Origin of the sequence: Sphingomonas sp. DG1-23 (assembly GCF_030730875.1) — a bacterium.
Lineage (GTDB): Bacteria > Pseudomonadota > Alphaproteobacteria > Sphingomonadales > Sphingomonadaceae > Sphingomonas.
Genome location: NZ_JAVAMA010000011.1, coordinates 73,362 through 87,179, shown reverse-complemented (window position 1 = coordinate 87,179; position 13,818 = coordinate 73,362). Strand labels below are relative to the sequence as shown.

Here is a 13,818-nt window from a genome sequence, read left to right as displayed (position 1 = left end):
GGGGCCAAATATGCGTCTGTGGGGGACAGTCGCGTCCGCGGCTCTGTTGAGCGCCTGTTCGGGCGGAATCGTGCCGCCCGAGGCGGGTGTGGGGAGGGCGCCTGCGCCGACATCCCCGCGCGAGGCTTCGCGACCGCGTGAGCTTCCTGAAACCCCGGTGCATCTGCCGGCGCGGCAGCCGACCGCGGCGACGCCGCTTGCTGCGATGTCGGCAGTCGCGGCGCCCGCCAGCGCGACCAATGCGGCAGCAGCCGGTCTCGTTGCGGGACCTGCACTGGACCGGTTGCCGATCACGCAGGAAGGCGCCGAGCGGGCGCTGACGGCTTATCGGTTGAGCTGTTCGGCGCTCCAGCGGCGGACCGACACCAGCGGGCTGACTCAGGGCGCCGACTGGGCCGAATCGTGCCGCGGTGCCGCCAACTGGCCGGCGCGGGATGCGCGCGCATTCTTCGTCCGCTATTTCGAGACCGTACAGATCGGCGACGGCAAGGCATTCGCCACCGGCTATTACGAGCCCGAGATCCATGGTTGCCGTACGCGGCGGGCAGGGTGCGAAGTGCCGATCTATGGCGTGCCGGGCGACCTGATCGACGTCGATCTCGGGCTGTTCTCCGACGACCTCAAGGGCAAGAAGATCCGCGGGCGGGTCGAGGGCAAGAATTTCGTGCCTTATTACGACCGGACCGCGATCGAGGAAGGCAGGCTCGACGGTCGCGCGCCGGTGATCGCCTATGCCAATGATCCGGTCGAGATCTTCTTCCTCCAGGTCCAGGGGTCGGGACGGCTGCGGCTGCCCGACGGCGGGGTGATGCGGATCGGCTATGCCGGGCAGAATGGCCGCGATTATACCGGCATCGGCAAATTGATGCGCGATCGCGGGCTGCTCGGTCCGGGCCAGGCCTCGATGCAGGGGATCATGGGCTATTTGCGGGCGCATCCCGAGGAAGGCCGCGCGATCATGCGCGAGAACAAGAGCTTCGTGTTCTTCAAAGAACTGACCGGGGCGGGGCCGCTCGGCGCGATGGGGCTGCCGGTGACCGGCTGGACGAGCGCTGCGGTCGACCCGAAGTTCGTGCCGCTGGGGGCGCCGGCCTTCCTGTCGATGGACCGCACCGACGCGACCGGTTTGTGGGTGGCGCAGGATACCGGCGGGGCGATCAAGGGGGCCAACCGCTTCGATACCTTCTGGGGCGCGGGCGACGATGCGCGCGCGATCGCCGGCGGCATGTCGGCGCGCGGAGCGGCGTGGCTGTTACTGCCCAAGGGCGTGCTCGCGCGGCGGACCGCGGCGGCGCCGACGCCGTGAAACGGACTCTGGCGCCCGAGGAGGCGGCGCTGTGGCAACGCGTGATCGCGACGGTGACGCCGCTCAAGCCGACCAAGGCCAGGACAATGCCGTCCACCCCCCTCCCTGGGGGGGTAGGCGCGAGCGGCAAAGTCGCGAGCCCTCCGCCTGCCGCCCGCGCCTCGCTCGGCGCCAAGGCGCCTCGCACCCATCCCCAGCCCCTCCCTGCGAGCAGGGAGGGGAGCTCCAATACTCTCGACGGTTCGTGGGATCGCCGGCTGTCGCGCGGGCTGGTCGGGCCCGAATCTGCGATCGACCTGCACGGCCACAGCCTCGCTGCGGCGTATGACCGGCTCGATCGCGGGCTCGACCAGGCGATCCGTCAGGGCGACCGGGTGCTGCTGCTGATCACCGGCAAGCCGCCGCGGCCCGAATCCGAGCGGCCGCATGCGCGCGGCGCGATTCGCGCGGCAGTCGGGGACTGGCTGGCATCCTCGCGCCATGCCGATCGAATCGCGGCGGTACGCACCGCGCATCCGCGCCATGGCGGCAGCGGCGCGCTCTATATCGTGCTGCGCCGTCCGCGCACCGCGCCGCCACGAAATTCTTAACTTCTGTCTGCAACATTAAGCCCCGGGGACATGGAGCGGGGTTAGAGCGGCGGAGTGGAAGGGTTTTCGCTAAAGAGCCGAGCCATCGCGTTTGCGATGTGCGCCGGGGCCGTGGCGTTCATCCTCGCCGTTGCCGCCGCGTCCGAAGGCACCATCACCGTCGAATCGGCCGGCCGCGCCTTGATCGCCGCGATCGTCTGCGGGGTGATGTGCTGGGCCTCGGCCGAGCGCAGCATCGCCTCCACCGCCGGCGCGATCGATTCGGCGATCGAGCGGCTCGCCAGCGCCGCCAACGGCGACCTCCAGAGCGAGATTCCCGACGAAGTCCGCCGCTGCGTGCCGCCGCTGGCACAGGCGATGGACGGACTGTTCCGCCAGCTCCACGACAATCTCGAAAGCGTCCAGCGGCTCGCGATGTTCGATCCGGTGACGGCGCTGGCCAATCGCACCAATTTCCGCCGCACCGCCGAGCGGATGCTCGCCGAGTTGCCGCCGGGCGCGAACGCGGTGCTCTATTTCATCGATCTCGACCGCTTCAAGATGGTCAACGACACGCTCGGCCATGCCACCGGCGACGTCCTGCTCGGCATGGTTGCCAATCGGCTGCGCGCCGTGGCCGACCGTTTCGCCGCCGAGGGGAGCATTCGCGCGCCGCTGATCGGCCGGCTCGCGGGCGACGAGTTCACGATGTTCTTCCCGGAGATCCGCAATTTGCGCGACGCCGACCGGATCGGCCGCGGCGTGCTGTTCGCATTGTCCGAACCGTTCGCGCTCGCCGAACAGGAGATCTCGATCGGCGCCTCGATCGGCGTGGCGATGCGCCCCGATCACGGCAATACCCTGCACGACCTGATGCGCGCCGCCGATGCCGCAATGTATCACGCCAAGGCGCTCGGGCGGGGGCGGACCGAGCATTTCAGCGAGTTTCTCGCCGCGCAGATCGCCGAGCGGGCGCAGCTGGAAAGCGACCTTCGCGCCGCGGTCGACAAGGACCAGTTCGCGCTGGTCTTCCAGCCACAGGTCAGCGCCGCCGACGGACGGATCGTCGGCGCCGAGGCGCTGCTGCGCTGGCGGCATCCCGACGGGCTCAAGCTGCCGGGTGCGTTCATCCAGCGCGCCGAGGAGACCGGACTGATCGTCGAGATCGGCGACTGGGTGGTCGCCAGCGTCGCCGAGACGATCTCGCGCTGGGGCAAATTGGGCATCCAGCAGCGACTCGCGGTCAATATAAGCCAGCGCCAGATCGATCATGCCGAGTTCTTCCGCCGCCTGCGCGCTGCGATGCATGCAGCACGGGCACCCGCGAGCCTGCTCGAGCTCGAGATCACCGAGACCCTGGCGATGCATTGCTCGAGCGAAGTGCTCGAGGCGATCGCCGCGCTTCGGGCCGATGGCGCCAGCGTCGCGATCGACGATTTCGGCACCGGCTATTCGAACCTCGCGCGGTTGCGGCAATTGCCGGTCGACCGGGTCAAGCTCGATCGCAGCGTGATCGAGCACGTCGTCGACCAGCCCGAGGCACGGACGATCGCCCAGGCCGTGATCGGGCTGGTCCATGGGCTCGGCTGCGAAGCAGTGGCCGAGGGAATCGAGAGCGACGCGCAGGCTGCGGTGTTGCGGGTGATCGGTTGCGACGTATTGCAGGGCTATGCCGTGGCGACGCCGATGGCCGAGGAGGAATTCCTCGCCTGGGTCCGCGACGTCGAGCCGCGGCGGATCGCGAGCTAGGCGGCCGCCACCCGCCGCAATACTTCCTCGTACACGTCCGCAAGTGCCGCGAGATCGGCCAGCGCCACAGCTTCGTCGAGCTTGTGCATCGTCGCGTTGATCAGGCCGAACTCGACCACCGGGCACAATTTGACCAGATAGCGCGCGTCCGAAGTGCCCCCGCTGGTCGAGAGTTCGGGGACGATGCCGAGCCTCGCTTCGATCGCGCCGGCAACGAGGCTGGAAAGCGCGCCGGGCTGGGTCAGGAAGGCCTCGCCATAGACGGTCCCCTTCACCTCCGCGCCGGGCGCGTGGCGGCGGACGGTCGCCTCGATCCGCGCGATCAATTCTGGACCCTTTTGTTCGTCATTGAAGCGGACCGACAGCCGCGCGCGGGCGTTGCCGGGAATGACGTTGGTCGCGGGATTGCCGGTGAAGATGTCGGTGACTTCGATGTTCGATGCCTGGAACCAGGCATTGCCCGCATCGAGTACGATCTCGTCGATCTCGGCGAGCGCGGCGATCAGCTTCGGGATCGGATTGTCGGCGAGGTGCGGATAGGCGACGTGTCCTTGCCTGCCGGGCACGTCGATCCAGATCACCGTCGAGCCGCGCCGGCCAATCTTGATCGTGTCGCCGAGCCGGTTCGCCGACGTGGGTTCGCCGACGAGGCAGAGATCGGGGCGGATGTCGCGTTCGGCCATGCGCTCGATCAGCCGCGGCGTGCCGAAGGTGGCGGGGCCTTCCTCGTCGCCGGTGATGATCAGGCTGGTCCTGCCTTCTGCCGGGACGCGCGCCGCCGCCGCGACGAATGCCGCGATCGCGCCTTTCATGTCCACTGCGCCGCGACCGTAGAGCAGGTCGCCGCGAATCTCGGGGGCGAAGGCGCCGCTCGCCCAGCCTTCGCCGGGGGGCACTACGTCGAGATGGCCGGCAAAGGCGAAATGCGTGCCCGCCGTGCCGCGGGTGGCGAGCAGATTCTCGACCGGGCCGTCTGGCGCCGTGCCCTCGACGAAACGCTCGACCGCGAAGCCGAGCGGGATCAACGCCGCCTCGAGCACGTCGAACACGCCGCCGCGTGCCGGGGTTACGCTTTCGGCGGCAATCAGCGCCTTGGTGAGTTCGACTACGTCCATTCCCGCTCCGTCATCCCGGCGAAGGCCGGGATCGCATGCCTCTTTCCCCGAGCGCGTGGCAGTTGCAAAGAGATTCCGGCTTTCGCCGGAATGACGGGAGTGGTTCAGATGCCCAAGCTCGATCTCGATACAATCCCGCAGACCAATGCGACCGGTTATCCCGCGCCCTATTCGGAGGCGGTGCAGGGGCGCTGGTATCGGCGGCTGGCGCCGGCAAGCGGGATCAGCGATTTCGGGTTCAGCCATGTCACGCTGAAGCCAGGCGCATGGTCGTCGCAGCGCCATTGGCACGAGGGCGAGGACGAGTTCGTCGTGATGCTGCGCGGCGAGGCGGTGCTGGTCGACGATTCGGGCGAGACATGGATGCGGCCGGGCGACGTCGCGGCCTTCCCCAAGAACGACGGCAACGGCCATGTCCTGCAGAACCGCAGCGACACGGATTGCGTGTTTATTGCGGTCGGTCGGCCGGCCGAGACCGATTGCCATTATCCCGATATCGACATGCATCTGGTGGCAGGGGAGGGATTCCGACGCAAGCAGGGCGGAACCCCTGTAGTTTTCCATAACGCGCGATTCAGCTCAGCTTCATGGACGCGCGTTATCATGGCGGCATGCGCTGGATGCTTCCCTTGTCCCTGGCCCTTCTCAGCCTCGCCGATATGGTGGCGTTCTCGGGTGCGCACCTGATCGGCATCGGCAACATCGCGCGCGAGCAAGTCGACACGATCCGCGTCAAGGCAGACGAATATTCGCGTACCCCGGTCTGATCACCTCAGCCGTCGGCCGGCATCTCGAACTGCTCGATCACCCAATCCTCTTCCTGCGCCCCCGCGATCCAGTCCTGCATGAACGGATGTTGGAGCACGGCGAGCATATAGGTCTGCGCGAAACGCGGGACCGGCAGCGAATACGTGACGATCCGGGTGACCACAGGCGCGAACATGATGTCGACCGCGCCGAAGTCGCCGAACAGGAACTCGCCGTCGCCGTCGCCGGCGAAGCGCGCGCGCGCCTGCGCCCATAACTCCATGATCCGGCCGAGCTCCTGCCGGACATCCGCATCCGGGGTCGCGGGTGGATAGACCTGGCGGATGTTCATCGTGTGCTTGCGGCGAAGACTGGCGAAACCCGAATGCATCTCGGCGGCCATCGAGCGTGCCATCGCCCGCGCAGCCGGGCTCTCGGGCCAGAATAGCGTGCCCCCGGTCTTGTCGTTGAGATATTCGACGATCGCGAGGCTGTCCCACACCACGGCGTCATCGTCCCACAGGATCGGCACCTTGCCCGAGGACGGCGCGAACTCGGCACCCTCGCGACGCTTGTCCCAGTCCGCGTCGTAGAGCGGCACCACGACTTCCTCGAAGGGGAGTCCGGACTGTTTGCACGCGAGCCAGCCGCGAAGCGACCAGGAGCTATAGGCCTTGTTGCCGATGATGAGCTTGAGCATGGCGGCGGGGATAGCCAGCGCAGTGCGGACGGGCAACCTCATGCGACTTGCGATCCGGCGCGAATCGCGACAGCATCGGCATCGGGCTATGTTTGTTGGGGGAATTGATGTCGCGTTGGGGTTTGCGCCTGCTGGTGGCGGGCGGGCTCGTCGTGTCGACGGCGGCAGCAATGGCACAGTCTGCCGAGAAGGCCGCGGCGCCGAACGGCCCCAAGGCGGCAGCGCCGCTCGACACTGCCATATTCGCCGAAATTCCTCCGTTCGAGCGCCCCGATCTGTCTCCCGACGGCAAGTCGATCGCGGCGAAGGTGGCCGTCAACGGCACGCAATATTTCGCGATCTTTCCGCTCGACGGCGGCAAGCCGCGGGTGGTCGGCCTCGGCGAGGTCGACCTCAACTGGTGGACATGGGTCAACGACGAATGGCTGGTGATCGGCGTCGGGCAACTGGTGCCCTATGAAGGCGAAGAGATTTATGTGAGCCGGGCGTTCGGAGTGAATGCCGTCACTGCGAAATTGACGAAATTGGCAAGCCGCGACGCCGCGCAAGATGCCGATGACGTGATCTGGACCGCGAGCGACGGCACGCCGCGGATCCTGATGGCGTCGCAGACCTCGCTCTACACCAATATGCCCGGCTTCTGGCCGCAGGTCGACGAGATCGACGTATCGACCGGCCGACACAAGACGGTGGTGCGGGGCAATGAGGGCATCTTCAACTGGTATGCCGACGGCAGCGGCGCGGTGCGGATGGGTTTCGGCATGTCCCTCGACGGACGTAACCGGCGCATCGTCTACCGACCGGGAGCGAAAGGCAGCTTCAGGACGATCGACCGCGCCCGCACTCATAAAGACACGTTGACGGTACCCGCCATGTTCCTGAAGGAGCCGGGCAAGGCAGTGATGATCGCCGACGACGAGAAGGGCTATTCCGCGCTCTACGAGCTCGATCTCGAGACCCTGGCGCGCGGCAAGCAGCTGTTCGCGAGCAAGGGCTATGACATTGGCGGGCTGGTCAGCGACGCGACCGGCTTCAACTATATCGGCGTCTCGGTGAACGAGGACAAGCCGGAGATCCGCTGGACCGACCCGGCGATCGACGCGATGCACAAGGCCGTCGCGGCGAAGATCAAGGGGGGCGAGCCGCGCATCGTGTCGCTCAGCCGCGATCGTTCGGCGGCGATCGTACATGTCGGCGGTGCCAACGCGCCGGGTGCCTTTTTCCTGTACCGCGCCGCGGACGATTCGATGCAGCTGCTCGAGATGAACAACCGCACGATCGGGCTGAAGCGGATGAATCCGGTGCGGACGATCCGGTACAAGGCGCGCGACGGGCTCGAAATCGCGGCAGTGCTGACCTTGCCTTTCGGCAAGAAGGCCAATTTGCCGCTGATCGTGATGCCGCATGGCGGCCCCTTCGCGCGTGATACCGAGGAATGGGACTGGTGGACGCAGTTCCTCGCCGAGCGCGGCTATGCGGTGGTCCAGCCCAATTATCGCGGCTCGTCGGGCTATGGCACGCCCTTCACCGAAAAGGGGCAGGGGCAATGGGGCCTCGCGATGCAGGACGATCTCAACGATGTCGTCACCGAATTGGCCAGGCTCGGCATCGCCGATGCTAAGCGCGTCTGCATGGTCGGCGCGTCCTATGGCGGCTATGCGGCGATGCGCGCGGCCCAGCGCGACGGCAAGCTTTATCGCTGCGCCGCCGCTTATGCCGGGGTGTCCGATCTCAACCGGATGATCAGCCACGATCGTAACTTCCTCGGCGCGGGCGCACGCAAGGACTGGCTGAAGATGCAGGCCCCCGATCTGAAGACCGTCTCGCCGCTATATCGTGCCGAGGAATTCTCGATCCCGGTCCTGCTCGTCCATGGCAAGAAGGATCGGGTCGTGCCGCCGGTCCATTCGCGGCTGATGGCGCAGAAGCTGCAGGCGGCGGGGAAGGACGTCATCTGGATCGAGCAGCCCGAGGCGGACCATCATTTCAGCCGCAGCGAGGACCGGCTCCAGTTCCTCAAGGCACTGGAGGCCTTCCTCGCAAAGCATAATCCCGCCTGATCGGGCCCATCCGATCGATGGCCGCTTGCGCCGGGTCAGGCGGCGAGGGTGGCGATGAAGCCGCGCATTTCGCGCATCAGCAATTGGGTCTTGTCGACGAGGTCGGCGGTCACGGCGCCGAGATCTTCGGTGACTTCGGCGGCGGCGTCGGCGGCCTGCTCGGCGATCGAGGCGCTGCCGTGGAGGCTGGAGGCGAGCTTGGCGGACGAGCCGGCATATAATTGGATTGAGCGGATGACGTCGCCCTGGTGCGCCATTGCCTGCTCGACCGCCCCGGCGACTTCGCCGATGCGGGCGAAGCTTGCGCGCATGTCGCCGACGATGCTGGCAGTCGCGCCGACCGCCGCGTCGATCTGCTCGAGCTGGCGGCGAATGTCGTTGGTGGCAGCCGCGGTCTGCGAGGCGAGCGCCTTCACTTCCTGCGCGACCACGGCGAAGCCGCGACCGGCCTCGCCGGCGCGGGCCGCTTCGATCGAGGCATTGAGCGCGAGCAGATTGGTGCGCGCCGCGACTTCGGCGATCAGATCGGCGATGGTGCCGGCGCTGCCGGTATAGCCGACGAGAGTGGCGAAGCGATCGTCGGCGGCGAGCGACAGCGCGTGCAGGTGCGCGGTGGTCTGCTCCTGTGCGGCGATGCTCGCTTCCACCGCGGCGCGCGAACGGCCGAGATTGTCGGATTCGTCGAGCAAGGCGGCGGCACCGTTATCGGCCTCGCCGAGATGGCTGACGACGCCGCGGACCTGATCCTGCGAAGCGCGCGCGCTGTGCACCAACAATGCCGCAGACTGGCGCGTCTGATCGGCTGCGGCAGCGAGATCGGTAATGCTGCGCACGAAGCCATGTTCGAACTGGCCGGCGATCCGGCGCACTTCGGCGTCGCGGGCGCGGCGGCTCTCCGCCTCGAGCCGGGTGCGCGTCTCGGCGGCGGCGGCGTGGCGCTGCCATTCCTCGCGCTGGGCTTCGGCGCGCAGCAGATCGCGTTCATGCTCCGCCCGGGCACGGGCCTGGCCCGATTCGAACTGGCCGGAGACGAGTCTGGCCTGTTCGAGCACGACGCGGCCGAGCAGCAGCACAAAGGCCGCGAAGAACACCAATATGCCGACCGGCATGCCCCACAGCATCGCGAAGAACAGGCTGACGAGATTGGCGGTGAGCAGGAATGCGAGGCTCGCAGGCGGGAGCGCGGCATAGCGCAATGCGCCGATCGCGGTCACGCCGACGATCACTGCGACGATCACGACCAGATCGTGATCGCTGGCGCCCAACCCGCAGGTACCGAGAAACACCATCCAGCTGAACGCGGCGAAGCCCGCTTGTGCCACCGCCATGTTGACGGCGTGCCGCGACCTTTCGACTCGCCAGCCCTGCCTGCGCAGCCCGACATAGCGCGCGAGGAGCCCGCAAAGGGTGCCGAGATGGAAGACGAGCGCAGCGACGCGAACGAACAGATATTCGGTGTCGGCGGACATCGCCATCGTAGCGATGCTGACGACCAGCGACATTGCGAAGGTTAGGGGAAAGCCCTGCGACACCGCGATGATCTGGGTCCGAACGAGATCTTCGGGCAGCTTTGCCCAGCGGCCGTAAAGGGCATGGGCGAGTCGGACGACGAAGAGGCGCGGCGCGTGGTTCACCCTTCCATTTTAGTCCGGACGCGCCCGGCTACGTGTTTTTCCGTGCCCACATAGGTAGTTGACCATAGCCGGCGGAGCCGGCTCAGGCCTTCACATAGACCCAGGCGCGGATTCCCGAGGCGAGTATCGCTGCTTCGCGGCGATAATTCTCGCTCTCGTAAATGTCCGCGGCGGCGAGTTCGGCCGCGGTGAGGCGAAAGACCTTGCCCGCGATCGGCGGCGCCTCGGGATCAGCGACGAGTCCGCGATGGATCTCGATCCCGCTCGCGTCGAGCACCGCGGGGTCGCGGATCTGGATGTCGACCACCGCGTACCCGGCGAGGACGTCGTCCTCGCCTTCGAGCAGACGCCCGAATTGCGAACGCTGGACGCTTTCGAGCTGGAGCGTGCCGTAAGAGAAGAGCAATTGATCGGTGGTCATAGCTTGAGATGGATTCCGCGGCGGTGGAACGGGACGAGCGCGACGAGGACGATCGCCAAAGCGATGAGTGCGAAGACGAAGGACGCTACGTAGGGATCTGGAATCACGGCACCGAGCCGCGCGAAGCCCCAAGCCTGCAGGCTTTCTCCATGGATGAACAGGCGGAAGCTGGCGATGCCGATCAATACCGACAGGATGTAACCGAGGATCGCGTTCATCCCCAGCATGTTGAGGGGCCTGAGCAGGTGCGGCACCCGGCCATTCGGCGTCGCGGTCATGCAGAGCGCGAGCAGAACCGCGGCGCTGCCCGAGGTGAACAGCGCGAAGCTGCTGGTCCATAGCTTCTTGTTGATCGGGAAGAGCGGGTGGAGCAGCAGCCCGAGCGCGATCAGCGCCGCACCCGCCAGCGCGATCCGCAGCGTCGCGCGGTCGGGCGCGCGCTGCCAGGCAATCGCAGCGAGCATGCCGAACAGGACATTGGCGAGCGCGGGAATCGTCGAAAGCAGGCCCTCGGGGTCATAGACCACATTACCGGCCGCGTCGGTGCCGCCGCGCCAGATGTGGGCGGTGGTGAAGACGAGGCGGTCGACATAGCCGGCCAGATTGCCCTCGGGGCTGAGCCGGCCCGCCCCAAAACCGGGAACCGGGACCAGCGCGAGCAGCGCCCAATAGAGCAGCAACACGAACGTCGCTGCGGCGAGGAGCGCCGGCGGGCGGAGGCTGTGCCGGCCGTCCGGCGTCTTCGCCGCAGTCAGGATCGCGAGGGTCGCAACGAGCGCATAGCAAAGCGCGATGCGCTGGAGCACGCCGGGGATACGGAACGTCGCGAGTTCGGGCCGGGCTAGCAATTGGAGACCCCAGCCGATCGCGATCAGCAGCAAGCTGCGTCGCGCGATCTTGCCCCAGCCGGCCGCATCGATCCGGCGCGGGAAGGAGAGCGCGAGCGCGACGCCGACTGCGAACAGAAAGGCGGGGAAGACGAGGTCGGTCGGCGTCCAGCCATGCCATTCGGCGTGATCGAGCGGCCACCAGAGATGCGCCCAGCTGCCGGGCGTGTTGACGAGGATCATGCCGGCGACGGCGAGTCCGCGAAAGATGTCGAGACCGGCGAGCCGCGGCCTCGCCGCGATCAACCCACGGCCTCCAGCACCGCGGCGCGCAGCTCGGGCAGGCCCATGCCCTTTTCGCTCGACGTGGCGATGATGTCGGGATGCGCGGCGGGGCGCTTGCGCGCTTCGGCCTCGGTGCGCGCGCGGACCTCGGCGAGCTCGGTCGCCTTGATCTTGTCGGTCTTGGTCAGGACGATGCGATAGCTGACCGCCGCGGTGTCGAGCATGTCGAGTATTTCGTTGTCGACGTCCTTGATGCCGTGCCGCGAGTCGATCAGCACGAGCGCGCGCTTGAGCACGTCGCGGCCGCGCAGAAAGTCGTTCACCAGATAGCGCCATTGGCGCTGCATGTCCTTGGGCGCCTTGGCGAAGCCATAGCCGGGCATGTCGACGAGGCGGAATTTGAGCGGCTCGCCGATATCGAAGAAGTTCAGCTCCTGCGTGCGGCCGGGCGTGTTCGAGGTGCGCGCGAGGCCATTACGATTGGCCAGCGCGTTGAGCAGCGACGATTTGCCGACGTTCGAGCGGCCGGCGAACGCCACCTCGGGCACCACCGGGTTGGGCAGATGCTCGAGCCTGGGCGCCGATTTGAGGAAGGCGATCGGGCCGGCGAAGATCTTCCGCGCGGCTTCGATCTGGTCCTCGGTGAAGGCGGCGTCGGTCACTTGGCCTTCACTTCCTTCGCGTCCTTCTTGACCGGCTCCTTGAGCGCCGGGTGCTGGCGGTAGAGCAGCCATTGCTGCGCCATGGTCAGCACGTTCGACGTGATCCAGTAAACCTGCAGGCCCACCGCGAACGGCGCCATCAGGAACATCAGCATCCACGGCATGATGCTGAAGATCTGCTTCTGCATATCGTCCATCGGCGCCGGGTTGAGCTTGAACTGGAAGTACATGGAGATGCCGAGCAGGATCGGGATCACGCCGATCGCGAGGAACGAAGGCGGCGTGAAGTTCAGCAGCCCGAACAGGTTGAGCACCAGCAAAGGATCGGGTGCCGAAAGGTCGCGGATCCACGCGACGAACGGCTGGTGCCGCATCTCGATGGTCAGCAGCAGCACCTTGTAGAGCGCGAACATGATCGGGATCTGCAGCAGGATCGGCAGGCAGCCCGCGAGCGGATTGACCTTCTCCTCCTTGTAGAGCTTCATGATCTCCTGCTGCTGGCGCTGCTTGTCGTCCTTGTGGCGCTCCTGCAGCGCCTTCATCTTGGGCTGGACCGCACGCATCTTCGCCATCGAGGCGAACTGGCGCTGGGCGATCGGGAACAGCAGGCCGCGGATCGTGATCGTCAGCAGGATGATCGCGACGCCGAAATTGCCGACGAGGCGGAACAGCCAGTCGAGATAATAGAAGATCGGCAGCTCGATCACGCCGAACCAGCCCCAGTCGATCGCGCGATCGAACTGCACGATGCCGAGCTTGTCCTGATACTCCTCGAGCAGTTTCACTTCCTTCGCGCCGGCGAAGAAGTGGCTCGAATAGGTGACCTTCTTGCCGGGAGCCACGTCGAGCGGGGTCGTCAGTCGATAGTCCGCCTGATAGCCCTTGGTCGGGGTCGGGCGCTGCTGAAGCTGCGTGGACAGGCGTTGATCGGGGATCACCGCGGTCAGCCAGTAATGGTCGGTATAACCCGCCCAGCCGCCGGTGGTCGCAAAGCCCTGCTCGGCTTCGTCGACTGCCTTGTAATCGATATATTTCGCGGCGCCGTTGACGATCGCGATCGGGCCGACATGTGCGGCCCATTGATCGACATCGGTCGACTTCTCGGCGCGCGAGACGAGAGCGTAAGGCGTGACCGAGACCGGCGCGGTGCCGAGATTGGCGACGGTCTGGCGGATGCTGAACATATAGTTCGCGTCGACCGACAGCTCGATGCGGAACACCTGGCCGGTGGCGCTCTGCGCGCTCAGCGTGACGGGAGTCGTCGGGGTCAGCTTCGTGCCGCTGGCCTGCCAGATCGTGTTCGCGTCCGGCGCCTGCACGCCCGAGCCCTGCCAGCCGAACTCGGCGAAATAATTGCTCTTCGCGCCGCTCGGCGAGAGCAAGCGGATCGGCGGCGAATTCCTGGCGACCGTCTCGGCATATTGGACGAGCACGAGATCGTCGATCCGCGCGCCCTTGAGGTTGATCGTGCCGCGCAATTTGGGCGTCTCGATCGCCACGCGCGGGGTCTCGGCGAGGACGATCTGGCGGTCGCGCAGCGCCCTCGGCGAATCGGCCGCCGGATCGGCGCCGGGCCGGGCGACCGGAATGGTCTTGCCGCCTTCGATCTTGACCGGGGCGGGCTGCTGCTGCGGGAAGAACCAATGCGCGATCTGCGGCCAGCCGAACAGGATCAGTGCGGCCAGCACTGCGAAGATCACGAAATTCTTTTGGTCGTCTTTTTTCACCGATGATTCCCCGGAA

General features: G+C 66.7%; 12 protein-coding genes and 1 pseudogene. 6 read left to right on the top strand and 7 right to left on the bottom strand.

From position 1 onward, the window contains the following. Nucleotides 1-10 precede the first annotated feature (10 nt). From Q9Q95_RS17050 to Q9Q95_RS17040, 3 genes are read left to right on the top strand one after another with little or no spacing between them, the layout of a single operon-like run. On the top strand, nucleotides 11-1,306 hold the full coding sequence (locus tag Q9Q95_RS17050; protein WP_306098347.1) for a murein transglycosylase A: 1,296 nt from the start codon (nucleotides 11-13) through the stop codon (nucleotides 1,304-1,306). Next, nucleotides 1,303-1,896, top strand: a complete 594-nt coding sequence (locus Q9Q95_RS17045) for a Smr/MutS family protein (RefSeq protein WP_306098346.1) — start codon at nucleotides 1,303-1,305, stop codon at nucleotides 1,894-1,896. Before Q9Q95_RS17050 ends, Q9Q95_RS17045 begins: the two co-directional genes overlap by 4 nt. A gap of 54 nt (nucleotides 1,897-1,950) precedes the next feature. After that, nucleotides 1,951-3,624 (top strand): bifunctional diguanylate cyclase/phosphodiesterase, encoded by a 1,674-nt coding sequence (locus Q9Q95_RS17040; protein ID WP_306098345.1) that lies wholly within the window; start codon nucleotides 1,951-1,953, stop codon nucleotides 3,622-3,624. Here the strand turns inward: Q9Q95_RS17040 and dapE are convergent. Continuing rightward, complete coding sequence (gene dapE / locus Q9Q95_RS17035) at nucleotides 3,621-4,739, bottom strand: succinyl-diaminopimelate desuccinylase (RefSeq protein ID WP_306098344.1); 1,119 nt, start codon at nucleotides 4,737-4,739, stop codon at nucleotides 3,621-3,623. The genes Q9Q95_RS17040 and dapE overlap by 4 nt on opposite strands. Nucleotides 4,740-4,847: 108 nt before the next feature. Here dapE and Q9Q95_RS17030 point away from each other — a divergent pair. Beyond that, nucleotides 4,848-5,282 (top strand): annotated as a pseudogene (locus Q9Q95_RS17030) (cupin domain-containing protein); the annotation flags it as partial. 86 nt (nucleotides 5,283-5,368) lie between these two features. Further along, complete coding sequence (locus Q9Q95_RS17025; RefSeq protein WP_306098343.1) at nucleotides 5,369-5,506, top strand: hypothetical protein; 138 nt, start codon at nucleotides 5,369-5,371, stop codon at nucleotides 5,504-5,506. A 5-nt stretch (nucleotides 5,507-5,511) separates the two neighbouring features. Here the strand turns inward: Q9Q95_RS17025 and Q9Q95_RS17020 are convergent, their stop codons facing one another. After that, nucleotides 5,512-6,186 carry a glutathione S-transferase family protein gene (locus tag Q9Q95_RS17020; RefSeq protein WP_306098420.1) on the bottom strand — a complete coding sequence of 225 codons (675 nt, stop codon included), beginning with the start codon at nucleotides 6,184-6,186 and terminating at the stop codon, nucleotides 5,512-5,514. Between the two features lie 107 nt (nucleotides 6,187-6,293). On the opposite strand from Q9Q95_RS17020, the gene Q9Q95_RS17015 reads away from it, so the two are divergent. Continuing rightward, nucleotides 6,294-8,246 (top strand): S9 family peptidase, encoded by a 1,953-nt coding sequence (locus Q9Q95_RS17015; RefSeq protein ID WP_306098342.1) that lies wholly within the window; start codon nucleotides 6,294-6,296, stop codon nucleotides 8,244-8,246. Nucleotides 8,247-8,281: 35 nt separating this feature from the next. On the opposite strand, the gene Q9Q95_RS17010 is transcribed toward Q9Q95_RS17015, so the two are convergent. The 5 genes from Q9Q95_RS17010 to yidC all read right to left on the bottom strand — a co-directional run bounded on the left by Q9Q95_RS17010 (nucleotide 8,282) and on the right by yidC (nucleotide 13,802). Then, nucleotides 8,282-9,880: a methyl-accepting chemotaxis protein gene (locus tag Q9Q95_RS17010; RefSeq protein WP_306098341.1), complete on the bottom strand. Its 1,599-nt coding sequence runs from the start codon at nucleotides 9,878-9,880 to the stop codon at nucleotides 8,282-8,284. Nucleotides 9,881-9,962: 82 nt separating this feature from the next. Beyond that, entirely contained in the window at nucleotides 9,963-10,301 is a 339-nt protein-coding gene (locus Q9Q95_RS17005) for a gamma-glutamylcyclotransferase family protein (RefSeq protein ID WP_306098340.1), read from the bottom strand. After that, the gene (locus Q9Q95_RS17000; protein WP_306098339.1) at nucleotides 10,298-11,434 is read right to left on the bottom strand and encodes an acyltransferase family protein; all 1,137 of its coding nucleotides are present in this window, start codon (nucleotides 11,432-11,434) and stop codon (nucleotides 10,298-10,300) included. Before Q9Q95_RS17000 ends, Q9Q95_RS17005 begins: the two co-directional genes overlap by 4 nt. After that, nucleotides 11,431-12,075: a ribosome biogenesis GTP-binding protein YihA/YsxC gene (gene yihA / locus Q9Q95_RS16995; protein ID WP_306098338.1), complete on the bottom strand. Its 645-nt coding sequence runs from the start codon at nucleotides 12,073-12,075 to the stop codon at nucleotides 11,431-11,433. The genes Q9Q95_RS17000 and yihA overlap by 4 nt, the downstream gene beginning before the upstream one ends. Beyond that, the gene (yidC, locus tag Q9Q95_RS16990; RefSeq protein ID WP_306098337.1) at nucleotides 12,072-13,802 is read right to left on the bottom strand and encodes a membrane protein insertase YidC; all 1,731 of its coding nucleotides are present in this window, start codon (nucleotides 13,800-13,802) and stop codon (nucleotides 12,072-12,074) included. Before yidC ends, yihA begins: the two co-directional genes overlap by 4 nt. Nucleotides 13,803-13,818 lie beyond the last annotated feature (16 nt).